General features: G+C 67.1%; 22 protein-coding genes. 17 read left to right on the top strand and 5 right to left on the bottom strand.

The features are described 5' to 3' along the window. The first annotated feature begins 54 nt into the window (after positions 1 to 54). The 3 genes from ACIPR8_RS18090 to proP all read left to right on the top strand — a co-directional run bounded on the left by ACIPR8_RS18090 (position 55) and on the right by proP (position 2,852). Positions 55 to 609, top strand: coding sequence for a DUF3228 family protein (locus tag ACIPR8_RS18090; RefSeq protein WP_313252674.1), 555 nt, complete (start codon positions 55 to 57; stop codon positions 607 to 609). Beyond that, complete coding sequence (locus ACIPR8_RS18085) at positions 606 to 1,013, top strand: ribosomal maturation YjgA family protein (RefSeq protein WP_132864970.1); 408 nt, start codon at positions 606 to 608, stop codon at positions 1,011 to 1,013. Before ACIPR8_RS18090 ends, ACIPR8_RS18085 begins: the two co-directional genes overlap by 4 nt. Before the next feature lie 309 nt (positions 1,014 to 1,322). After that, a complete protein-coding gene (proP, locus tag ACIPR8_RS18080) occupies positions 1,323 to 2,852 on the top strand; it encodes a glycine betaine/L-proline transporter ProP (RefSeq protein ID WP_446541911.1) in 1,530 nt (509 codons plus the stop codon). Between the two features lie 101 nt (positions 2,853 to 2,953). On the opposite strand, the gene dusB is transcribed toward proP, so the two are convergent. The 3 genes from dusB to ACIPR8_RS18065 form a co-directional block, all read right to left on the bottom strand. Next, positions 2,954 to 3,952: a tRNA dihydrouridine synthase DusB gene (gene dusB, locus ACIPR8_RS18075; protein WP_323438227.1), complete on the bottom strand. Its 999-nt coding sequence runs from the start codon at positions 3,950 to 3,952 to the stop codon at positions 2,954 to 2,956. A 93-nt stretch (positions 3,953 to 4,045) separates the two neighbouring features. After that, a complete protein-coding gene (locus tag ACIPR8_RS18070) occupies positions 4,046 to 4,999 on the bottom strand; it encodes a ribokinase (RefSeq protein WP_132864967.1) in 954 nt (317 codons plus the stop codon). A 30-nt stretch (positions 5,000 to 5,029) separates the two neighbouring features. Next, positions 5,030 to 6,328 carry a NupC/NupG family nucleoside CNT transporter gene (locus tag ACIPR8_RS18065; RefSeq protein WP_132864966.1) on the bottom strand — a complete coding sequence of 433 codons (1,299 nt, stop codon included), beginning with the start codon at positions 6,326 to 6,328 and terminating at the stop codon, positions 5,030 to 5,032. Between the two features lie 199 nt (positions 6,329 to 6,527). Between ACIPR8_RS18065 and ACIPR8_RS18060 the strand changes: the two genes are divergently transcribed. The 4 genes from ACIPR8_RS18060 to ACIPR8_RS18045 all read left to right on the top strand — a co-directional run bounded on the left by ACIPR8_RS18060 (position 6,528) and on the right by ACIPR8_RS18045 (position 11,288). Next, positions 6,528 to 7,499 (top strand): potassium channel beta subunit family protein, encoded by a 972-nt coding sequence (locus ACIPR8_RS18060; protein WP_446541910.1) that lies wholly within the window; start codon positions 6,528 to 6,530, stop codon positions 7,497 to 7,499. Positions 7,500 to 7,685: 186 nt separating this feature from the next. Further along, positions 7,686 to 7,880 carry a hemin uptake protein HemP gene (hemP, locus tag ACIPR8_RS18055; RefSeq protein ID WP_132864964.1) on the top strand — a complete coding sequence of 65 codons (195 nt, stop codon included), beginning with the start codon at positions 7,686 to 7,688 and terminating at the stop codon, positions 7,878 to 7,880. A 162-nt stretch (positions 7,881 to 8,042) separates the two neighbouring features. Then, entirely contained in the window at positions 8,043 to 10,250 is a 2,208-nt protein-coding gene (locus tag ACIPR8_RS18050; protein WP_446541909.1) for a TonB-dependent hemoglobin/transferrin/lactoferrin family receptor, read from the top strand. 111 nt (positions 10,251 to 10,361) lie between these two features. Next, a complete protein-coding gene (locus ACIPR8_RS18045; RefSeq protein ID WP_446541908.1) occupies positions 10,362 to 11,288 on the top strand; it encodes a DUF6607 family protein in 927 nt (308 codons plus the stop codon). 106 nt (positions 11,289 to 11,394) lie between these two features. Here ACIPR8_RS18045 and ACIPR8_RS18040 read toward each other — a convergent pair whose 3' ends face one another. Beyond that, positions 11,395 to 11,748, bottom strand: coding sequence for a DMT family protein (locus ACIPR8_RS18040; protein ID WP_132864961.1), 354 nt, complete (start codon positions 11,746 to 11,748; stop codon positions 11,395 to 11,397). 168 nt (positions 11,749 to 11,916) lie between these two features. Between ACIPR8_RS18040 and ACIPR8_RS18035 the strand changes: the two genes are divergently transcribed. From ACIPR8_RS18035 to ACIPR8_RS17990, 10 genes are all read left to right on the top strand, one after another. Beyond that, positions 11,917 to 12,630 (top strand): response regulator transcription factor, encoded by a 714-nt coding sequence (locus ACIPR8_RS18035; RefSeq protein ID WP_057633435.1) that lies wholly within the window; start codon positions 11,917 to 11,919, stop codon positions 12,628 to 12,630. Between the two features lie 130 nt (positions 12,631 to 12,760). Next, positions 12,761 to 14,026, top strand: coding sequence for a sensor histidine kinase (locus tag ACIPR8_RS18030; protein WP_446541907.1), 1,266 nt, complete (start codon positions 12,761 to 12,763; stop codon positions 14,024 to 14,026). Positions 14,027 to 14,169: 143 nt separating this feature from the next. After that, positions 14,170 to 14,550 (top strand): diacylglycerol kinase, encoded by a 381-nt coding sequence (locus ACIPR8_RS18025; protein WP_313252657.1) that lies wholly within the window; start codon positions 14,170 to 14,172, stop codon positions 14,548 to 14,550. A 53-nt stretch (positions 14,551 to 14,603) separates the two neighbouring features. Then, the gene (locus ACIPR8_RS18020; RefSeq protein WP_132864958.1) at positions 14,604 to 15,353 is read left to right on the top strand and encodes a TerC family protein; all 750 of its coding nucleotides are present in this window, start codon (positions 14,604 to 14,606) and stop codon (positions 15,351 to 15,353) included. A gap of 98 nt (positions 15,354 to 15,451) precedes the next feature. Further along, a complete protein-coding gene (locus ACIPR8_RS18015; protein ID WP_446541906.1) occupies positions 15,452 to 16,090 on the top strand; it encodes a LemA family protein in 639 nt (212 codons plus the stop codon). Positions 16,091 to 16,100: 10 nt separating this feature from the next. Then, entirely contained in the window at positions 16,101 to 16,982 is an 882-nt protein-coding gene (locus ACIPR8_RS18010) for a TPM domain-containing protein (RefSeq protein WP_446541905.1), read from the top strand. Then, positions 16,982 to 17,473 (top strand): TPM domain-containing protein, encoded by a 492-nt coding sequence (locus tag ACIPR8_RS18005; protein ID WP_132864955.1) that lies wholly within the window; start codon positions 16,982 to 16,984, stop codon positions 17,471 to 17,473. The genes ACIPR8_RS18010 and ACIPR8_RS18005 overlap by 1 nt, the downstream gene beginning before the upstream one ends. 64 nt (positions 17,474 to 17,537) lie before the next feature. After that, positions 17,538 to 18,443, top strand: coding sequence for a prolipoprotein diacylglyceryl transferase (gene lgt / locus ACIPR8_RS18000; protein ID WP_446541904.1), 906 nt, complete (start codon positions 17,538 to 17,540; stop codon positions 18,441 to 18,443). Then, complete coding sequence (locus ACIPR8_RS17995) at positions 18,440 to 19,234, top strand: thymidylate synthase (protein WP_192286656.1); 795 nt, start codon at positions 18,440 to 18,442, stop codon at positions 19,232 to 19,234. Before lgt ends, ACIPR8_RS17995 begins: the two co-directional genes overlap by 4 nt. Before the next feature lie 47 nt (positions 19,235 to 19,281). Next, on the top strand, positions 19,282 to 19,773 hold the full coding sequence (locus ACIPR8_RS17990) for a dihydrofolate reductase (RefSeq protein ID WP_446541961.1): 492 nt from the start codon (positions 19,282 to 19,284) through the stop codon (positions 19,771 to 19,773). 227 nt (positions 19,774 to 20,000) lie between these two features. Here the strand turns inward: ACIPR8_RS17990 and ACIPR8_RS17985 are convergent, their stop codons facing one another. Continuing rightward, on the bottom strand, positions 20,001 to 20,603 hold the full coding sequence (locus ACIPR8_RS17985; protein ID WP_446541903.1) for a DUF1287 domain-containing protein: 603 nt from the start codon (positions 20,601 to 20,603) through the stop codon (positions 20,001 to 20,003). Positions 20,604 to 20,624 lie beyond the last annotated feature (21 nt).

Raw genomic sequence — 20,624 nt, 5'->3', positions numbered from 1 at the left:
CCCGCGGCGTGGTCGTATCACCGACAATGGGCGCAGCTTTCCACAGGTTCGCCCATGTCGATCTTCCTCACGCCGTTCGCCCGTACCCGCCTGTTCCCGCGCACGCCGCGCCCCAATACCATCCGTGACTGCACCGCCGAGGAATTCGAGCAGCACCTGAACACGCACGCGGCCGAACGCGTGCTGGACGGCTATGCGCCGTTCTGCAAGCTGCACGTGTACCGCAACTGGACCGGCACGCGCTGCCTGACGGTGCCGGTCACCGACGACAACCGCCACCTGCTGCGTTCGGGCTATGAAGCACGCACGCGCGAGGAACTGCCGGTGCTGGTGCGCTGGTTCGAGGGCGTCGAACCGCCAGTGGCCGAGTACCTGGTGGTGATCCTGTACAGCCGCGAGCAGTTGCAGAAGGAAGGCTCGCCGATCGAAGCCGACTGGGGCGTGGTCGGTTGCCTGTACACGGCCACGCCGGAAGAGATCCCGATGGCGCCGATCACGATGATGCGCAACGCATTGGGCGTGGAGGAGGGTGGCTCGGGCGTGCCGATCGACCGCGCCGCGTACCAGCGCGCCGTCGCGTTCTGGGAAGACAACGCGAACTGGCGATGAGTACCGGCCTGCCGCGGGCGCGTCGGGCGTCGTCGTTGCGTTTCAGCGCGGGCTTCTTCCTGCTGGCGTTGCTGCTGTTCGCGCTGGAAGTGATCATCGCCACGCGCCTGCCGCATGTGTCGTGGATCCGTGCCTACCTGGGGGACGTGCTGGTCGTGGTGCTGATCTACGCGGCGGTGCGCAGCGTGGTGCGGGTCAACGACCTGGCACTGCTGCTGGCGGTGTTCGCCTTCGCCTGCAGCATCGAGTTCGCGCAGTACTTCACCGTCGCCGAGCGGCTGGGATTCGTGCGCGGTGACCTGATGTACACGGTGATCGGCAATACGTTCTCGTGGGCAGACGTGGCCTGTTATGCGGTCGGCTGCCTTGCAACGGCCGGGGTGGTGGTGTTGTTTCGGCGCTGATCGCCGCAGTTTCGCGTCCCTGTATTGCATGAATGCGCGTCGGGGCGACCTTTAGATGCGCTTAACGGGCACTGGCGTAAAGTAGTCCAGCTTGATGGCCGGCGCGCACCGCGCAGGGGAATTGTCTCCCGGCCATCCGGACAGCTGGCATTCCGCCTTTCCGGGCCTGGTTCCCGGTTCTTTCTGTCCCCGACCGTTCCCGTGGCCGCATGCCGCGGGTCATTCACTCGTGCGCATCACGGCCTGCGCCGGACGTTCCGTGCCCGGGCCTGCACGTATCCCACTCAGTAACGGGAGGACTGGTCCTGTATGTCTGCAGGTGATTCCACTATTCGCAATGAACCGCTCCAGATCGACGACATCACCGTCATCGACAAGGGCAAAGTCAAGAAAGCCGTCACCGCCGCCGCGTTGGGCAACGCGATGGAGTGGTTTGATTTCGGTGTCTACGGTTTTGTCGCCTTTGCACTTGGCAAGGTGTTCTTCCCGGAAGCCTCGCCCAGCGTGCAGACCATCGCCGCGCTGGCGACGTTCTCGGTGCCATTCCTGGTGCGTCCGCTGGGCGGCGTGTTCTTCGGCGTGATGGGTGACCGGTTCGGGCGGCAGAAGGTGCTGTCGGCCACCATCATCCTGATGGCGGTCAGCACGTTCTGCATTGGCCTGATCCCCTCGTACGACAGCATCGGCCTGCTCGCGCCGATCCTGCTGTTGCTGTGCAAGCTGGCGCAGGGCTTTTCGGTGGGTGGCGAGTACACCGGCGCGGCGGTGTTCGTCGCCGAGTTCGCGCCGGACCGCAAGCGCGGCTTCCTCAGCAGCTGGCTGGACTTCGGCTCGATCGCCGGCTTCGTGCTCGGCGCCGGCGTGGTGGTGGTGCTGAGCAGCATCCTCGGCGAAGCGCGCTTCCTGGAATGGGGCTGGCGCGTGCCGTTCTTCCTGGCCGCGCCGCTGGGCCTGATCGGCCTGTACCTGCGTCACGCCGCCGAGGAAACGCCGGCCTTCACCGAGCAGCTGGAGCGCATGGAGAAGGAAGACCAGGATGCGGTGGGCAGCGCCCCGCGCATTTCCTTCAAGGAGATCGTGGGCAGGTACTGGCGCTCGTTGCTGGCCTGCGTGGGCATCGTGCTGGTCACCAACGTCACCTACTACATGCTGCTGACGTACATGCCGACCTACCTGTCGCACAACCTGCATTACTCCGAGGACCACGGCGTGCTGATCATCATCGTGGTGATGATCGGCATGCTGTTCGTGCAGCCGGTGGTGGGGTGGGCCAGCGACCGTGTCGGCCGTCGTCCGTTCATCGCCGCCGGCAGCCTCGGCCTGCTGGTGGGTGCGGTGCCGGCCTTCCACCTGATCACCAGCGGCAACATCGGCCTGATCTTCGTGGGCCTGTTGTTGCTGGCGGTGCTGCTGAACTGCCTGATCGGCGTGATGGCTTCAACCTTGCCGGCGATGTTCCCGACCCGCGTGCGTTACAGCGCGCTGGCCACGGCGTTCAACATCTCGGTGATCATCTGCGGCGTGACCCCGACCGCGGCCGCCTGGCTGGTGGAGGTCACCGGCGACCTGATGATGCCGGCCTACTACCTGATGGCGGTGGCGCTGGTGGGGCTGCTCACGGCCTGGCTGATGCGCGAGACCGCCAACCGCCCGTTGCGCGGGGATACGCCCAATGCCTCCAGCCGCCGCGAGGCGCGCGAGCTGCTGCAGCAGGCCTACGATCACATCGAGGCCAGCGTCGGCGACCTGGATGTACAGATCGAGGGGTTGCAGGCGAAGATCGAGGACCTGCAGCAACGCAAGCAGGTGCTGGTGGACCGGCATCCGGATCTGGTGTGACGTCCTGAACCACAACGCCCGCCATTACGGCGGGCGTTGCGTTCCTGGTGCCGCCTATGGAACCGCTACCGGGATCGTGCTTCGGGTTTGCCGCCTGGCGCTCAGGCAGCCGGTGAAAGCGCCGGCACTTCACCGGCGATCAGGGCGTCGAAATAGTCGCCGGTGAGCCGCAGCTGCGCCTCGGCGCTTTCGGCGGCATTGACCACGGCGCGGAACGCGGCGTTCTCGGGGCGGTCCTTGGCGTACCAGCCCAGGTGCTTGCGCGCGATGCGCACCCCCTGCGGCTCGCCGTAGAAGGCGTGCAGGTCGTTGAGGTGGCCGATCAGGATGTCGCGTACTTCCTGCAGCGACGGCGGCGGCAACTGCTCGCCGGTCGCCAGGTAATGCGCGATCTCGCGGAAGATCCAGGGCCGGCCCTGCGCGGCGCGACCGACCATCACCGCGTCGGCGCCGGTGTGCCTGAGCACCTGCTCGGCCTTCCGGGGTGAATCGATGTCGCCGTTGGCCAGCACCGGGATGCGCAGCATCGCCTTGATGCCGGCGATGGTGTCGTACTCGGCCACGCCGGTGTAATGCTGGTCGCGGGTGCGGCCGTGCACGGCCAGCGCGGCGATGCCGCTGTCCTCGGCGATGCGCGCGATGGTCGGCGCGTTGCGCACCTCTGCGCACCAGCCGGTACGGATCTTCAGCGTCACCGGCACCTCGACGGCCTTGACCACCGCGTCGAGGATGCGCGCCACCAGCGCCTCGTCGCGCATCAACGCCGAACCGGCCCAGGCGTTGCAGACCTTCTTGGCCGGGCAGCCCATGTTGATGTCGATGATCTGCGCGCCGTGGTCGACGTTGTAGCGGGCCGCCTCGGCCAGCTGTTGCGGCTCGGTGCCGGCGATCTGCACGCTGATCGGTGCCGGCTCGCCGGCATGGTCCATGCGGTGGATGGACTTGCGGGTGTTCCAGAAGCGTGGGTCGCTGATGGTCATTTCCGATGCGGCCAGGCCTGCGCCCAGCCGCTTGCACAGCTGGCGGAACGGTTTGTCGGTGACGCCCGCCATGGGGGCGAGCACCACGTTCGGGGCGATGGTGTAGGGGCCGATCTGCATCTGCGTATTCTAGTTGCCCGGCTGCGGGGCGGTGCCTGAACGGCATGACGGCCCGTTACCGGGCCGTCAGCGGGTCCAGCGGGGAGCGATGACTCAGGCCGCGTCGGCCGGGGTCATGCGCGGCATCGACAGGGCGGCGCCCTCGTGCTCGGTGGAACGGGCGGCGTACTGGTTGGCGAAGCGTACGTGCTTGATGAAGGCCGCTTCCGGGGCATGGGCCAGCGAGGCGGCCAGGGCACCGTTGAAGGCATCGCCGGCACCGGTGGTGTCCACCACCTGCACCGACTCGGCGGCCACGCGGTAGTACGGCTGGGCGTCGCCACGCAGGCGGTCCTCGTCGTGCGAGACGAACACGCCCACCGCGCCGAGTGTCACCACCACGGTGTTGCCGGACAGCTTGCGGCACAGCGCGTGCAGGCTGGCACCGTCCAGCGCGGCCACGTCGTCGGCCTCCACGCGCTCGCCGACATGGCGGCCGAGCAGGGCGGCGAACTCGGTTTCATTCGGGGTCAGCACGTCGGCCAGCTTGAGCAGGCCGATGGTCGAATGCGCATTGGCCGGGGCGGCGTTGAGCATGGTCAGCACGCCGGCCTCGCGGGCCAGGCCCAGCGCCTTCTCGATCGACTCCACCGGCGATTCCAGCTGCGCCAGCAACACCTTGGCGCCACCGATCAGGGCGGCGTTGGCCTCCATGAACGTCTGGCTCAGCGAAGCGTTGGCGCCAGCGCCGATCACGATCGAGTTGCGACCGCGGGCGTCGACGTAGATGCCCGCGGTGCCGGTCGGTTCGCTGCTGGCCTCGGCCACCAGTTCGATGCCATCGGCGCCGGCCAGCTGGCGGGCCAGGGCGCCGCCTGCGTCATCGCCGAGCGCGCAGAGGAAGTGGGTGGCGGCGCCGGCACGGCGCGCGGCGACGGCCTGGTTGAAGCCCTTGCCACCGGGACCGGTGCTGTAACGACCGGCAATGGTCGCCCCCGGCGCGGGCAGGGCATCGCAGCGCCAGACGTGGTCGACATTGAAGGAACCGGCAACGACAACAGAACTCATGGAATCTACGTCTCTAAGGTGGCTGATGGATCAGCCGAAATGGGTCAGCACGCCGGCGATGGTAGCGGTCATCAGGGTGGCGATGGTGCCGCCCAGCACGGCACGCAGGCCAAACTTGGCCAGATCCTGGCGGCGGTCCGGGGCCAGGCCGCCAATGCCGCCCAGCTGGATGGCAATCGAGCTGAAGTTGGCGAAGCCGCACAGTGCATAGGTGGCGATCAGGCTGCCTTCGGCGCTCAGCGACACGCCCGGCACCTGGCCGTTGATGATCTTGGACAGGTCCATGTAGGCCACGAACTCGTTGATCACCAGCTTCTGGCCGATCAGCGAGCCGACCGTGGTGGCGTCGGCCCATGGGGTGCCGATGACCCAGGCGATCGGGGCCAGCACGTAGCCGAAGATGGTGGCCAGGTTGGTCGGCTTGCCGAGTGCGCCGGCCAGGCCGGTGACCTCGCCCAGCCAGGTCAGCGGGGCATTGAGCAGGGCGATCAGGGCGATGAAGGCCAGCAGCATGGCGCCGATGTTCAGGGCCAGCTTGAGGCCGTCGGCCGCGCCGCCGGCGGCGGCATCGATGATGTTGGAGGAGGTCTTCTCCACTTCCATCTTCACCGTGCCACGGGTCAGCGGGGTGCCGGTTTCCGGCACCAGCAGCTTGGCGATCACCAGCGTGGCCGGGGCGGCCATGATCGAGGCGGCCAGCAGGTGCTTGGCGTAGAAGGCCTGGGCGACCGGGTCGCCGCCGCCGAGCATGCCCACGTAGGCCGCCAGCACGCCGCCGGCGATGTGGGCCATGCCGCCGATCATCATGGTGATCAGCTCGGACTGGGTCATCTTGGAGATGTACGGGCGCACGGTCAGCGGCGCCTCGGTCTGGCCGATGAACACGCTGGCGCAGACGCTGGTGGTCTCGGCGCCGGACACGCGCATCACCTTGGTGATGGCCCAGGCCATGACCTTGACGATGGCCTGCATCACGCCCAGGTGGTACATCACGCCCATCAGCGCCGAGAAGAAGATGATGGTCGGCAGCACCTGGAAGGCGAAGATGAAGCCGTACTTGGGCACGTCCATCAGGCTGCCGAAAATGAAGTTGGAGCCTTCATTGACGAAGCTCAGGATCTTGACGAAGCCCTGGCCCAGCCAGTCGAACACGTCACGGCCGCCGGGGACCAGCAGCACCAGCGCGGCGAAGGCGACCTGCAGGGTGATGCCCGTGCCGATCAGCTTCCAGTCCACCGCCTTCTTGTTGTTGGAAAACAGCCAGGCGATGCCGAGCAGCACCGCCAAGCCGAACAGGCCGAAGCCGATCCTGCCCAAACCTTCGACCATGATGAATCCCCGGGCATGCCCGCAAAAGACGCAAGCCTAGTGCAGCGGCCTATGCCGAGCAAGAATCACTGGCCCATATGCGCCCAACGGCCGCGATTGCGCCGGTATCGGCAAGGTCCGGGGCCCTGCCGGGCCGGGGCCGGCGGTTACACTGGCCCCCCGTCCGCGCCAGCCGCGGACCGCAAACCAGGAGCCAGCCATGCATTACCGTCGCCTCGGGTCATCCGGCCTGCAGCTTTCCGCACTGTCCTTCGGTGCGTGGGTGACCTTCGGCAGCCAGATCGGCCGGGATGAGTCCCGCAACCTGATCGCCGCGGCCTGGGACAACGGCGTCAACTTCTTCGACAACGCCGAGGGCTATGCCAAGGGCCGCGCCGAACAGGTGATGGGGGACGTGATCGCCGACCTGCGCCTGCCGCGTGATGGCTATTGCGTGTCCAGCAAGGTGTTCTTCGGTTCGGCCGAGGAGCCGGCGCCCACCCAGCGCGGGCTGTCGCGCAAGCACGTCACCGACGCCTGCCACGCCGCGCTCAAGCGCCTGCGGGTGGACTACCTGGACCTGTACTACTGCCACCGCCCGGACCCGGAGACCCCGATCAGCGAGACCGTGCTGGCCATGGACACGCTGGTCCGGCAGGGCAAGGTGCTGTACTGGGGTACCTCCGAATGGTCGGGCGCGCAGATCGCCGAGGCGGTGGCCTTCGCCCGCGCCAACCACCTGTATGCGCCGAGCATGGAACAGCCGCAGTACAACCTGTTGCACCGTGAGCGGGTCGAGCGCGAGTACGCGCCGCTGTACGCCGATGCCGGGTTGGGTACCACCATCTGGTCGCCGCTGGCCTCCGGCCTGCTGACCGGCAAGTACAACGACGGCGTCGCCGCCGATTCGCGGCTCGGCCAGCCGTCGCTGGGCTGGCTGCAGGATGCGGTGCTGGGCGAGCCGGCCGACGACCGGCTGGGCAAGGTGCGCCGCTTCAGCGCCGTGGCGGCGGAGCTGGGCGAGTCGCCCGCGCAGCTGGCCATCGCCTGGTGCCTGCGCAACCGGCAGGTATCGAGCGTGATCCTGGGCGCCAGCCGGGTGTCGCAGCTGGAGGAGAACCTGCGCGCGCTGGACGTGCTGGAACGCGTGGACGAGGCCGCCTGGCAGCGTATCGAGGCGATCTTCGCCTGACCCTGGTGGGTCTGGTGCCGCCGTAGACCTTCAATGAAACGCAAGGCGTCCCGGTTGCGGCCGGGGCGTCGCGGGAAGGGCGAGGTATCCGTCGCTGCCATTCTCTGGAAAGTTTTTGAGAATGGGTCTTGCATTGGTATTGAGAATCATTATCATCAACTCCGTCCCCAGCACGGAACCACGATGATGTCCGCCCAGCCTGTCCTGCTCCGTCCCCGCACCCTCCACCTGCCGCAGCGCCCGGTGCAGCTGTTGTCGCCCGAGGGCGTCATCGACAGCGGCGCCCTGCTCAAGGGCCAGCGTGAAATCGTCATCCAGCACGGCGACAAGTTCTATCGCCTGCGCCATACCAGCAACGACAAGTTGATCCTCACCAAGTAAGCCTTGGTCGCGGCGGCCTGCCGCCGCCCGCCTGCCGGCGGCGTTTCCCTCCCACGCCCGGCAGGCCCGATCCACCTCTCTCTCCCCCTTGGCCGCGACCGGATTGCCTGGCAATCCGGTCGCATCGCCAAGGTTCTGTTTCCCGAACGCCTCCAGGTTCCCATGATCCGTCCAACCCTGTTGAGCGCCGCCCTGTGGGCGGTGTTGCCTTCCGCGCATGCCGAAAGTGCGAGCGCGCCCGCCGACACCCGCGACTTCGACCGCGTCCAGGTCACCGCGACCCGCACCGAGCGCGTGGTCAGCGACGTGGCGGCCACGGTGGACGTGATCGACCGCGAGCAGCTGGACCGGCAACTGGTGCATGACATCGGTGACCTGGTCCGCTACGAGCCGGGCATCTCGGTGACCCGCAGCGCGACCCGCTTCGGCCTGGGCGGCTTCCGCATCCGCGGCCTGGACGGCAACCGCGTGCTGATCCAGACCGATGGCATCAGCATGCCCAAGAGCTTCCTGATCGGCAGCTTCGCCAGTGCCAACCGCGACTTCACCGACCTGGAGACCCTCAAGCGGGTCGAGATCGTGCGTGGCCCGGCCAGTTCGCTGTATGGCTCCGATGCGCTCGGTGGCGTGGTTGCCTTCGTCACCAAGGACCCGGCGGACTACCTGAAGGACGGCAAGGACAGTTACGTCGGCCTGAAGTTCGGTTACGACGGGGACTGGAAAGGCCTGCTCGGCAGCGTGACCACCGCCTTCGGTGGCGAGCACTGGAGTGGCATGGTCAACGTCAACCACCGCCAGGGCCAGGAAACCGACAACAAGGGCACCGTGCGCAGCCAGGACTACACGCGCACCGCCGCCAATCCGCAGGAGCGCGATGGCCGCAGCGTGCTGTCCAAGCTGGTCTACGCGCCGGATCAGGGCCGGCGTTTCCGGTTGACCGTGGAGGGCAACGAGGACATCACCGATACCGATGTCTTCTCGGCGGTCAACGACACCCACCCGACGCCGTCGGCGCGCACCACCACCGGCATGACCGCGCATGACAAGCAGACGCGCGCCCGCGTGTCGTTCGCGCACGAGATGGATGCGGTGGACGCGGCATTCGCCGACAGCCTGAGCTGGCAGGTGTACCGCCAGGACAGCGAGACCACCCAGGTCACCGATGAGGGCCGCACCAACGGCAGCCGTCGACACCGCCAGTTCAACTTCGACCAGCGCGTCTACGGCGCACAGGCACAGTTCAACAAGACGCTGCAAGGCAACGGCATCGAGCACGCGTTGACCTGGGGCTTCGATGGCGCATGGACCGAAATCCGCCAGAAGCGCGATGGCTACCAGGTGTCGGCGACCGGCGCGGTCAGCAGCACGATCCTGCCGGACGTGTTCCCGGTGCGTGATTTCCCGGTCAGCAAGACCACCGAGCTCGGCCTGTACGTGCAGGATGAAATGCGCATGGCCGACGGTCGCCTGTCGCTGGTCCCGGGCCTGCGCGTGGACCACTATCGGCTCACGCCGGAGCTGGACAGCATCTTCCGCGAGGACAACCCGGACATGGCGGTGGCTTCGCTCACCAAGACCAGCGTCTCGCCGAAGCTGGGCATGGTGTGGCGCTTCGATGAGCAGTGGTCGCTGTTCGCCGGCTATTCGCACGGTTTCCGTTCGCCGCCGTACAACGACGTCAACCTGGGCTTCACCAACGTGATGTTCGGTTACACGGCCATCCCCAACCCGGACCTCAAGCCGGAAACCAGCAATGGCGTCGAGTTGGGCCTGCGCTACATCGCACCGGTGGCCTACGTCAGCGTCAGCGGCTACTGGAACGACTACAAGGACTTCATCGAGTCGCAGCGCTTCGTCGGCACCAATGCACAGGGGCTGATGGTGTTCCAGTCGCAGAACATTTCCGAGGCGCGCATCTACGGCGCCGAACTCAAGGCCGGCGTGGACTTCGGCCAGCTCAGCACCGCGCTGGATGGCTGGTCGCTGCGCAGCGCGGTGGCCTGGTCGCACGGCCAGAACCGTACAGAGGACGTGCCGCTGGATTCGGTCGACCCGCTGCGCGGCACGCTGGGCCTGATGTACGACCGCCAGGCATGGGGCGTGGAGCTGGCCGGCACGTTCGCGCGCCGCAAGGACCGCGTTGCCAGTGACGCCACCTACCGCCCGGCCGGCTACGGTGTGCTCGACCTGATGGCGCATTGGCAGTTTGCACCGGGGGCCACGTTCAACGTCGGCGTGTTCAACCTGGGCGACCGCAACTACATCGACTGGTCCGGCATCACCTCCACGCTGGCCACCGGCAGCACGGTGGTCGACCGCTTCAGCAACCCGGGGCGCACGGTGTCGGCAAGCCTTGCCGTGTCCTGGTAACCCTCCCGCTTCAGGCCGGTTCCTCCAGGGGCCGGTGCGAGGGAACGCGACCGGGCCAGGGAAGGCGCCTTTCATCGTGTCACCCACTTCGCCACGTACGAGGAATGCCTCATGACGCTTCATCCCGCCAGCCTGCTGCTGTTGACCGCCGTGAGCGGTCTGGCCAGCGCAGCGCCCGCCAGCATCACCCGTGACCACGACAGCATCCTGGCCATGCAGGGCCAGTACACCGTGGATTTCGCCTTCGACGAGACCGTGCTGCTCAAGCCCGGCTATGAACGCGCGCCGGCCATGCGCAGTGGCGGGGATGAGGTGGTGGTGGTGGTCGAGGACAGCCCGACCCGCATCGTGCTGCAGCATCTGCTGGTCGATGCCAAGAGCGGGCACGTGACCAAGCACTGGCGCCAGGACTGGGTGTACCAGGCACCGAGCCGCTTCGAGTTCAGCGCCGACCAGACCTGGCAGGTGCGGCCGGTCGATGCCACGTTGAATCAGGGCGCCTGGACGCAGTGCGTCTACGAAGTCAGCGACGCCCCGCGCTACTGCGGCACCGGCAAGTGGACCTATGACAACAACGTGCCGACCTGGACCAGCGACACCAGCTGGCGGCCGCTGCCGCGCCGCGAGTACACCCGGCGCAGCGACTACAACGCGCTGGCGGTGGTGAACCGGCACACGCTCACGCCCAATGGCTGGACCCACGAGCAGTTCAACACCAAGGTGCAGCGCAACGCCGACGGCAGCCAGGTGGAGATCGCCCGCGAGTTCGGCTTCAACGATTACATCAGGACCACCGAGGTCGACTTCACCCCGGCGCTGGACTACTGGAAGGCAACCGCCGGCTTCTGGGCGCAGGTGCGCCAGCGCTGGGCGGCCCATCTGGACAAGGCGCCGGGCGTGCATCTGAAGACCAAGCTGGACGGCATGGCGATGATCATCCCGCTGTTCGAGCAGGCCGAGGCCGTGCAGGGCGGTGCGGCCGTGGATACCGCGAAGATCGACGCGGTGTTCGTGCAGTTCGTCGAGCCCGCCCCGTAGGAGCGGACCTGGCCGCGAAGCCGGCAAGGCCTGCACTCGCAGGAATCGCCTCGGCCAATGCGGTACCGGCTTCGTGCTTGAAGGCGCTCCTGCTGTCCGGGGCGCCTTACTCCTTGAACATCAACAGCGCCGCGACCACGATCAGGCCGAACGCGGCCCAATGGTTCCACTTCAGCGGCTGGCCCAGGTACACGGCCGAGAACACCGCGAACACCACCAGGGTGATTACTTCCTGCATGCCCTTGAGCTGCGGCGCGGAATACACCGCGCTGCCAAGCCGGTTGCCCGGCACCTGCAGGCAGTACTCGAAGAAGGCGATGCCCCAGCTGACCAGGATCACCGTCATCAGCGGCGCGGTCTTGAACTTCAGGTGGCCGTACCAGGCGACGGTCATGAATACGTTGCTGGCGATCAACAGCAGCACCGGGTACAGGTAGGCGGTGAAAGGCATCGCGGCCATGTGCAGATTCGTCGTGAGGGGCCGATAGCTTAGGGCCGAAGGCCGTGAGCCGGCCTTCATCGGCGGGCTCTAATGGTTTCCGAAGCAACCAATTGGCACATGCCGTCTTCACGCGGTATCTACCCGGGGTACGTCATGTTTCACAAAGCTGAAGACTGAGGAGGCTCCATGCGACAGACAAAGGAATCGTCCGGCCTGGTACTGGTTGTCGAAGACAACCGCAACATCTCCGAAATGATCGGTGAGTACCTGGAAGGCAAGGGGTTTGAGGTTGATTACGCAGTCGATGGTCTGGACGGCTACCGCCTGGCGGCCGAGAACAGCTACGACGTGGTGGTGCTGGACCTGATGCTGCCACGGCTGGACGGCATCGAGGTCTGCCGCCGGTTGCGCAACGAGGCACGCAAGTCCACGCCGGTGCTCATGCTGACCGCACGCGACACGCTGGACGACAAGCTCACCGGGCTGGGATACGGCGCCGACGACTACCTGACCAAACCCTTCGCGATCCAGGAACTGGAAGCGCGCCTGCGTGCGTTGATCCGCCGCGAGCGTCGCCAGGTGGGTGCCGAGGTGCTGAAAGTGGCCGACCTGGTGCTGGACCCGGTCAGCATGCGCGCCACCCGCGCCGGCAGCGAACTGCAGCTCTCCCCGATCGGCCTGCGCCTGCTGACCATCCTGATGCGCGAATCGCCGCGCGTGGTGACCCGCCAGGAGATCGAGCGGGAGATCTGGGGCAATGGCCTGCCGGACTCCGACACCCTGCGCAGCCACCTGTACAACCTGCGCAAGATCATCGACAAGCCGTTTGATCGCCCGCTGCTGCATACCGTACAAAGCGCCGGTTACCGCATCGCGGACATCGGCCAGCCGATGGGCTGAGGCACATGCGGTGACCGGACAATGAGCAGGCCGTCGCGCCTTTGGGGGCGCGACGGCCTTGTCGTACCAGGACGCGCGTCGGCCGGTGGGCGGGCGTCCTTATAATCACGCGTGCTTCGGGGGGAGGCAGATGCCTTACGGGTTGTCGCGCAAAATCAGGATCGCATTCATCCTTCAGGCGCTGCTGGTGAGCCTGGCGGTCCTGGTGGGCGGCTACCTGGTGACGCAGGTGATCCGGCACGGGCTGGAAGAAGTGAAGCTGCAGGAAGAGGCGGCCCACTACTGGCAGGCGCGGGCCAAACACCCGGGCAAGCCACCTCCCGACACCCACACCCTGCAGGGCTACCTGTGGCTGCAAGGGCAGCCACCCGATGGCATTCCGGTCGCCCTGCGCATGCTTTCCCCGGGGTTCCATGAACTCAAGGCCAGCAGCCAGCGGGTGCTGGTCGACCCGCAGCCGGCCGGGCGGCTGTACCTGGTGCTGGAGCGCTCGCAGACCGAGCGCAATGCGTTCTGGTTCGGGGTGGTGCCGGTACTGCTGGTACTGATCGTGATCTACGCGGTGTCATGGCGGACCTACCGGGTCTCGCGGCGCCTGGTCTGGCCGGTGAACTGGCTGGCACGGAGGGTGTCGCAGTGGGACCCGCGCCGTCCCGATGCCGGGGAGCTGGCACCGGAGCGCTTGCCGGCCGAGGTCAAGGGCGAAAGCCTGCAGCTGGCGTTGGCACTGCATGCGATGGCCGGGCGCGTCGCCGCGCACGTGGCCCGCGAACGCAACTTCACCCGCGATGCCAGCCATGAACTGCGGACCCCGTTGACGGTGATCCGCATGGCCAGCGACATGGCCCTGGCCGACCCCGAGCTGACCCCGCGCCTGCAGCGCAGCCTGCAGCGGATACAGCGCGCCGGGCGCGACATGGAGGCGGTGATCGATGCCTTCCTGCTGCTGGCCCGGGAAGTGGACGTGGAGCCGCAATCGGAATGGTTCGATGTCGGCGACCTGGTCCGCTACGAGGCCGGGTTGGCCGAGGAGCTGCTGCGCGGCAAGCCGGTGGAGCTGCGGGTGTCCATCGACGGCCGCCACCCGCTGCTGGCGCCACCGCGGGTGATGCACGTGGTGGTCGGCAACCTGCTGCGCAACGCCTGTACCTATACCGACGTCGGCCTGGTCGAGATCACGGTGTCCCATGGCCAGTTGACGGTGCGCGACACCGGCGTCGGGATGTCGCCCGATGCCCTGTCACGGGCCTTCGAGCCGTTCGTCCGCGGCGAGCACGGCAATTCGCTGGGACTGGGCCTGAGCATCGTCCGGCGGCTGTGCGAACGCTGCGGCTGGCAGATCAGCCTGGACAGCCGGGAGGGGCAGGGCACCGTGGCGGTGGTGCGCTTCAGCTGAGCGGCGGCCGGTTCCGGGAAGTGAACGGGCAGATGTGGCAAAATTGCCTATTGCCTATCCGCAACCGGTGTCATCGTTCATGGCAGCTCCCCTGTTTGATCTGTACCCGCCGCGCCGTGGCGCGACGACTGGCAAGGTGTGCCATGGCTGACCAGACCGGCCACATGCCGCGCGGCCCGGGCCGCATCTTCAAGGCGGCCCAGTGGTCCTGGCAGGGCCTGCGCGCGGCCTGGCTGCACGAGTCCTCGTTCCGCCTGGAGGTCTACCTGTTCGTGGTCCTCACCCCGGTGGCGCTGTGGCTGGGGCAGACCCCGGTCGAGCAGGTCCTGATGATCGGCTCGATGCTGCTGGTGCTGGCCATGGAGCTGGCCAATTCGGCCATCGAGGCCGTGATCGAGCGCTATGGCCCGGAGTACCACGTGCTGGCCGGCCGCGCCAAGGACATGGGCTCGGCGGCGGTATTCGTGCTGATGATGAACGTGCTGGTGTGCTGGGGCCTGTTGCTGGTTCCCCGTCTTTTCTGAAACCACGCGTCGGGTGGCGCGGGGTAGTTGGGTTCTATTGAAGGATTGCGTGCATGTCTTTTGAGTTTCTTGCCGACCCGAACGTATGGGTCACGCTGTTCATGCTCAGTGCGCTGGAAATCGTGCTGGGCATCGACAACCTGGTGTTCATCTCCATCGCGGTGGGGCGCCTGCCCGAGCACAAGCGCCCGCTGGCGCGTCGCGTCGGCATCGCGGTGGCCTGCATCACCCGCATCCTGCTGCTGATCTCGCTGGCCTACCTGGCGCACATGGAGAACAACCTGTTCACCATCGCCGGGATGGGCATCTCCATCCGCGACCTGGTGCTGATCGTCGGTGGCCTGTTCCTGCTCTACAAGGGCATCAAGGAAATCCGCGAGCTGGTCAGTGGCGGTGAAGACGCCGACCCGACCACCACCAAGGCCTCGGCCGCGTTCGGCATGGTGATCGCGCAGATCGCGGTGATCGACATCGTGTTCTCGCTGGACTCGGTGATCACCGCCGTCGGCATCGCCGACCACGTGCCGGTGATGGTCTGCGCGGTGCTGCTGTCGGTGGCGGTGATGCTGCTGGCGGCCAACCCGCTGGGCCGCTTCATCGACGCCAACCCGACCGTGAAGCTGCTGGCGCTGGCCTTTATCCTGATGGTCGGCACGGTGCTGGTGCTGGACGGCTTCGATGTCCACGTGCCCAAGCCCTACATCTACGCGGCGATGGGCTTCTCGGTCCTGGTCGAGTGGCTGAACCTGCTGATGCGGCGCAACGCCAAGCAGCACCACGTACCGGGTTCGGAAGACTGGTAAACGAATCACAAAGGGCCGGCATTGCCGGCCCTTTGCTTTGGCACACGCTGCACCCCGGCCGTGGCATGCTCGGCACTCCGACGTCCAAGGACCCGACCATGCGCCAGTTCCTCCGCTTGATGCTGCTCGTCGTGGCGGCAATCTCCATTTCCGGGTGTGGCTACAACGCCATCCAGCAGAAGGACGAGGCGGTCAAGGCCGGCTGGTCCGAGGTGCTGAACCAGTACAAGCGCCGCGCCGACCTGATCCCCAACCTGGTCAACACCGTGCAGGGTTACGCCCAGCAGGAGCGCCAGGTGCTGACCGAGGTCACCAACGCCCGCGCCAAGGTCGGCCAGATCCAGGTCAACGCCGACGATGCCGACTCGCTGGCCCAGTTCCAGCAGGCCCAGGGCGAGCTGGGCAGCGCGCTGTCGAGGCTGCTGGTGGTCAGCGAGAACTACCCGACGCTGAAGTCGGACCAGAACTTCCGTGACCTGCAGGCGCAGCTGGAAGGCACCGAGAACCGCATCACCGTGGCCCGCGGCCGCTACATCCAGCTGGTGCAGGACTACAACACCTATATCCGCTCGTTCCCGCAGGTGATCACCGCCAAGATGTTCGGCTATGCGGCCAAGCCGAATTTCAGCGTGGAGAACGAGGCACAGATCGCCCAGCCGCCGGCGGTCAACTTCGGCAACCAGCAGCCGCAGCCGCCGGCACCGCAACCGGCGCCTGCGCCTGCGCCGGCGCAGTGAGTTCGTGCCGATGACCGGCCTGCTGCCGCGGCTGTGGCTGTTGCTGTGCCTGCTTGGCGTGGGCTGGGCAGGCGTGGCGGTGGCCCAGCAACGGGCCCCGATCCCGCCGCTGGACTCGCCGGTGGTGGACGCCACCGGCACCCTGGACACAGCGCAGAAGCAGGCACTCGAGCAGCAGGCGCTGGCCCTGCAGCAGCGCAAGGGCAGCCAGCTGCAGGTGTTGATCGTGCCCACCACCCAGCCCGAGGACATCGCCCAGTACACCTCCCGTGTCTTCGACGAATGGAAGGTCGGGCGCAAGGGCGTGGATGACGCGGTGTTGCTGGTGGTGGCCAAGGACGACCGGCGGGTACGCATCGAGCCCGGCTACGGGCTGGAAGGGGCGATCCCCGATGCCATCGCCAACCGGGTGATCCAGGAGTACCTGGTGCCGCATTTCCGCCAGGACGACTATGCCGGCGGCATCACCGCCGCCACAGGGGTGCTGGTCAAGCTGATTGATGGCGAGCAGCTGCCGGCCCAGGTCAGCAGCAACCGCGGGCGCAGGGACGGCGGCGAGGACAGCTTCCTGTTCGCGATCGGCATCGGCGTGGTTGCCGCGGTGCTGATGCGCCTGCTGTTGGCGCGGCAGCCCAAGGCCGTGCGCGGCTTGCTTGCCGCGGTGCTGGCCGGGCTTGCCGGTGCGCTGCTGCTGACGCTGGCCAATGGCGTGATGGCGGCCTTCGCCGCGCTGTTCTTCTCCTTCGGCAGGGCTTCGGGCGGCTTCGCCCGCGGCGGGGGCGGGGGCTGGGGGAGCGGGGGCTTTGGCGGTGGCGGAGGCTTCGGCGGCGGCGGTGGCTGGTCCGGCGGCGGCGGGCGATCGGGAGGCGGTGGCGCCTCGGGGAGCTGGTGATGCGCTGGTTGCGCCATGTGTTTTCGCCCTCGGCCCATGCGGTTTTCCCGGAAGCCAGCCTGGAGCGGATCGCCCGGGCCATCGCCGACGGTGAGCGCCAGCACGGCGGCCAGGTGATGTTCGCCGTGGAGTCGGACCTGTCCTTGCCGATGCTGTGGCGGGGCGTGGATGCCCGGCAGCGCGCCGAGCATGCCTTCGCGGTGCTGCGCACCTGGGACACCGAGGCCAACAACGGAGTGCTGATCTACCTGCTGCTGGCCGACCACGCCATCGAGATCGTGCCCGACCGCGGCCTTTCGGGCCGCATCGAGGCCGGGCAGTGGCAGCAGGTCTGCGAGCACCTGCGCGTGCAACTGGGCAGTGGCGACCGCGAGGCGGCCGTGTTGGCCGCCGTGGCCGAGGTCTCGCAGCTGCTGGCCCGGCACTTTCCCGCCGACCCGGACCGACCACGTGGCAACGAGTTGCCTGACCGCCCGCAGCTGCTTGGCTGAGTGGGCGGTTGACGCAGGGAATGCAGCCCCGAGAATAGGACTTCGTTCGCCAGACAGTGCCTTCATGATCTATCTCCATGACATAGACCCCATCGCCTTCAGCCTGGGGCCGATCTCGGTGCACTGGTACGGCATCATGTATCTGCTGGGCTTCGGCGCCGCCTGGTGGCTGGGCCGGCAGCGGATCCTCGCCGGGCGCCTGCCGGGCGTGAGCATGAACGGTTTTTCGGACCTGCTGTTCTACGCCATGCTCGGCGTGGTGCTGGGCGGGCGCATCGGCTACATGCTGTTCTATGCCACCGCCGAGTTCCTGCATAACCCGTTGCTGCTGCTGCGCGTATGGGAAGGCGGCATGAGCTTCCATGGCGGCCTGCTCGGCGTGCTGATCGCCGGCTGGTGGTGGACGCGCAAGCAGCGCCAGCACTTCTTCGACACCATTGATTTCGTCGCGCCGCTGGTGCCGCTGGGCCTGGGCTTCGGCCGGCTGGGCAATTTCGTCGGCGGTGAGTTGTGGGGCAAGTTCACCCATTCCGGCTGGGGCGTGGTGTTCCCGCATTCGCCGTTGAAGGACGTGCCGGCGGGCCTGCCGACGATGGAGCAGCTGATGTCGGCCGCGCAGATCAAGCAGGACTTCGCCGCCGGGCTGCTCACCCAGTACGCGCGCCATCCCTCGCAGTTGTATGAAGCGGTGCTGGAAGGGCTGGTGATGTTCGTGGTGCTGTGGCTGTACTCGATGAAGCCGCGCCCGCGTTACGCCGTGTCCGGCCTGTTCGCGTTGATGTACGGCGCCTTCCGCTTCCTGGTCGAGTTCGTGCGCATGCCCGACAACGGCGCCTACGTGGCGTTTGACTGGCTGACCCGTGGCCAGATCCTGAGCCTGCCGCTGGTCGCGCTGGGCGTGATCCTGCTGGTGATGTCGCGCCGTGCCCCGGTGCTGCAGCCGGCCCTGCCGCTGGAGGAAAAAGCGTGAAGCCCTACCTGGATCTGCTGCGGCACGTGCTCGAGCACGGCAGCGAGAAGTCCGACCGCACCGGCACCGGCACGCGCAGCGTGTTCGGCTGGCAGATGCGCTTCGACCTCAACGAAGGCTTCCCGCTGGTCACCACCAAGAAGCTGCACCTGCGCTCGATCATCCACGAGCTGCTGTGGTTCCTGAAGGGCGATACCAACATCGCCTACCTGAAGGACAACAACGTGCGGATCTGGGACGAGTGGGCCGATGCCAACGGCGACCTCGGCCCGGTCTACGGCAAGCAGTGGCGCAGCTGGGCCACCGCCGACGGGCGCGAGATCGACCAGATGCAGTGGTTGGTCGAGGAGATCAAGCGCAACCCGGATTCGCGCCGGCTGGTGGTCAGCGCATGGAACGTGGGCGAGTTGTCGCAGATGGCGCTGATGCCCTGCCACAACCTGTTCCAGTTCTACGTGGTCGACGGCAAGCTCAGCTGCCAGTTGTACCAGCGCAGCGGCGACATCTTCCTCGGCGTGCCGTTCAACATCGCCAGCTACGCGTTGCTGACCCACATGGTGGCGCAGGCCACCGGCCTGGGCGTGGGCGATTTCGTGCACACGCTGGGCGATGCGCACCTGTATTCCAATCACTACGAGCAGGCGCGCGAACAGTTGTCGCGTGCGCCGCGCGCGCTGCCGACGCTGTGGTTGAACCCGGAGGTCACCGACCTGTTCGGTTTCCGTTTCGAGGACATCCGCATCGACGGCTACGACCCGCACCCGGCGATCAAGGCACCGGTGGCGGTGTGAGCCAGGGGATGGGAACGGCGAACGGCGAAGCGGCAACCCCGGTGCAGCTGCGGCTGTCGATGATTGCCGCGCTGGACCGCAATCGCGGCATCGGCCAGGACAACGGCATGCCGTGGCACCTGCCGGATGATTTCAGGCACTTCAAGGCGCTCACGCTGGGCAAGCCGATCCTGATGGGGCGCAGGACCGCGCAGTCGCTCGGTCGCGCGCTGCCGGGACGGACCAACCTGGTGCTGACCCGCAGCGGCCAGGTGCCGTTCGAGGGCATGCGGGCGGTGGCATCGCTGCAGCAGGCGCAGGCCATCGCGCTGGCGCAAGGCGCGTCCGAACTGTGCGTGATCGGTGGGGGTGAGATCTACCGATTGCTGATCGAGCAGGCCACCGACCTGTACCTGACCTGGGTGGACGCCGAGGTGGTGGCCGATACGCATTTCCCGGCCGTGGACCCGGCCCAGTGGCAGGAAGTGGACAGCCAGCCGCACGCGGCCGATGCACGGCACGCCTACGCCTTCCGCTTCGCCCATTACATCCGTCGGTAGGCGCAGCCTCGGCCGCGAAGCCGGCGCCGTTTCAGGTTGCCGGAACAAACACCCCTCCCCAGCCCTCCCCTTGGCTGCGCCAAAGGGAGGGGGCAACAGCGGCTGCGCGATGATCTGAGCGCTCGCAGGGCGGTGATCCGAACGACGCTCGCACGGCGATGATCTGAACGCTCGCAGGATACGCCCCCTCCCTTTGGCGCAGCCAAGGGGAGGGGTAAGCCTTTGCCTTAACCCGGCATCCGGTAATGCCCAATGATCGTGTGCCGGAACAACAGGTCTTCCTCCTGCGTGCCGCGCGCGATGTTGTGCAGCACCAGCGGCGTGCCATCGTCCAGCAGGCGATCGGACACGATGCCCACGTGCAGCAGGCCATTGCCGTTGAGCTTCCACGCGACGATGTCGCCGGGAGCGTAGTCGCCCGGTTGCGCGCTGATCGGCAATTCCCAACCCTGGCGCTGCATCCAGCGCATCTGGTTGGGTACGCGCCGGTGGTCGATGTTGCGGTCCGTGCGCGACAGGCCCCATAGCGGGGGGTACTCGGAAAAGTGCGCGCGCATGTCCTCATGGATGCGCGCCTGCAGGTCGATGCCGACCCCGCGCAATGCGCGTACCACCACGTCGGTGCAGACCCCGCGGTCCCGTGGAGGATCGCCTTCGGGATAGGCCAATGCGAAGTAGGCCGGGTCGTAACGCACGGTCACGCCGACCTGCGCGCGTGCCGCGGCCACCAGCGGTACGGACGTGAGCGCCGGTGCCTGGGCACGCGCAGGCGGCAGTTCAGTGGAGTGGGGAACTTCCTGCCGGCAGGCGCCGAGCAGGACGGAGGCCATCAGCAGCAGGGCTGATGGCCC

The sequence above is a fragment of the Stenotrophomonas sp. LARHCG68 genome, from assembly GCF_052871705.1.
Note: the sequence above shows the minus strand (reverse complement) of the source record. Positions and strands in the feature narration are given on the sequence as shown.

Coding starts and splice junctions, on each gene's coding strand:
- ACIPR8_RS18090 (WP_313252674.1), top strand. CDS start 55: ATGTCGATCTTCCTCACGCCGTTCGCCCGTACCCGCCTGTTCCCGCGC.
- ACIPR8_RS18085 (WP_132864970.1), top strand. CDS start 606: ATGAGTACCGGCCTGCCGCGGGCGCGTCGGGCGTCGTCGTTGCGTTTC.
- proP (WP_446541911.1), top strand. CDS start 1,323: ATGTCTGCAGGTGATTCCACTATTCGCAATGAACCGCTCCAGATCGAC.
- dusB (WP_323438227.1), bottom strand. CDS start 3,952: ATGCAGATCGGCCCCTACACCATCGCCCCGAACGTGGTGCTCGCCCCC.
- ACIPR8_RS18070 (WP_132864967.1), bottom strand. CDS start 4,999: ATGAGTTCTGTTGTCGTTGCCGGTTCCTTCAATGTCGACCACGTCTGG.
- ACIPR8_RS18065 (WP_132864966.1), bottom strand. CDS start 6,328: ATGGTCGAAGGTTTGGGCAGGATCGGCTTCGGCCTGTTCGGCTTGGCG.
- ACIPR8_RS18060 (WP_446541910.1), top strand. CDS start 6,528: ATGCATTACCGTCGCCTCGGGTCATCCGGCCTGCAGCTTTCCGCACTG.
- hemP (WP_132864964.1), top strand. CDS start 7,686: ATGTCCGCCCAGCCTGTCCTGCTCCGTCCCCGCACCCTCCACCTGCCG.
- ACIPR8_RS18050 (WP_446541909.1), top strand. CDS start 8,043: ATGATCCGTCCAACCCTGTTGAGCGCCGCCCTGTGGGCGGTGTTGCCT.
- ACIPR8_RS18045 (WP_446541908.1), top strand. CDS start 10,362: ATGACGCTTCATCCCGCCAGCCTGCTGCTGTTGACCGCCGTGAGCGGT.
- ACIPR8_RS18040 (WP_132864961.1), bottom strand. CDS start 11,748: ATGGCCGCGATGCCTTTCACCGCCTACCTGTACCCGGTGCTGCTGTTG.
- ACIPR8_RS18035 (WP_057633435.1), top strand. CDS start 11,917: ATGCGACAGACAAAGGAATCGTCCGGCCTGGTACTGGTTGTCGAAGAC.
- ACIPR8_RS18030 (WP_446541907.1), top strand. CDS start 12,761: ATGCCTTACGGGTTGTCGCGCAAAATCAGGATCGCATTCATCCTTCAG.
- ACIPR8_RS18025 (WP_313252657.1), top strand. CDS start 14,170: ATGGCTGACCAGACCGGCCACATGCCGCGCGGCCCGGGCCGCATCTTC.
- ACIPR8_RS18020 (WP_132864958.1), top strand. CDS start 14,604: ATGTCTTTTGAGTTTCTTGCCGACCCGAACGTATGGGTCACGCTGTTC.
- ACIPR8_RS18015 (WP_446541906.1), top strand. CDS start 15,452: ATGCGCCAGTTCCTCCGCTTGATGCTGCTCGTCGTGGCGGCAATCTCC.
- ACIPR8_RS18010 (WP_446541905.1), top strand. CDS start 16,101: ATGACCGGCCTGCTGCCGCGGCTGTGGCTGTTGCTGTGCCTGCTTGGC.
- ACIPR8_RS18005 (WP_132864955.1), top strand. CDS start 16,982: ATGCGCTGGTTGCGCCATGTGTTTTCGCCCTCGGCCCATGCGGTTTTC.
- lgt (WP_446541904.1), top strand. CDS start 17,538: ATGATCTATCTCCATGACATAGACCCCATCGCCTTCAGCCTGGGGCCG.
- ACIPR8_RS17985 (WP_446541903.1), bottom strand. CDS start 20,603: ATGGCCTCCGTCCTGCTCGGCGCCTGCCGGCAGGAAGTTCCCCACTCC.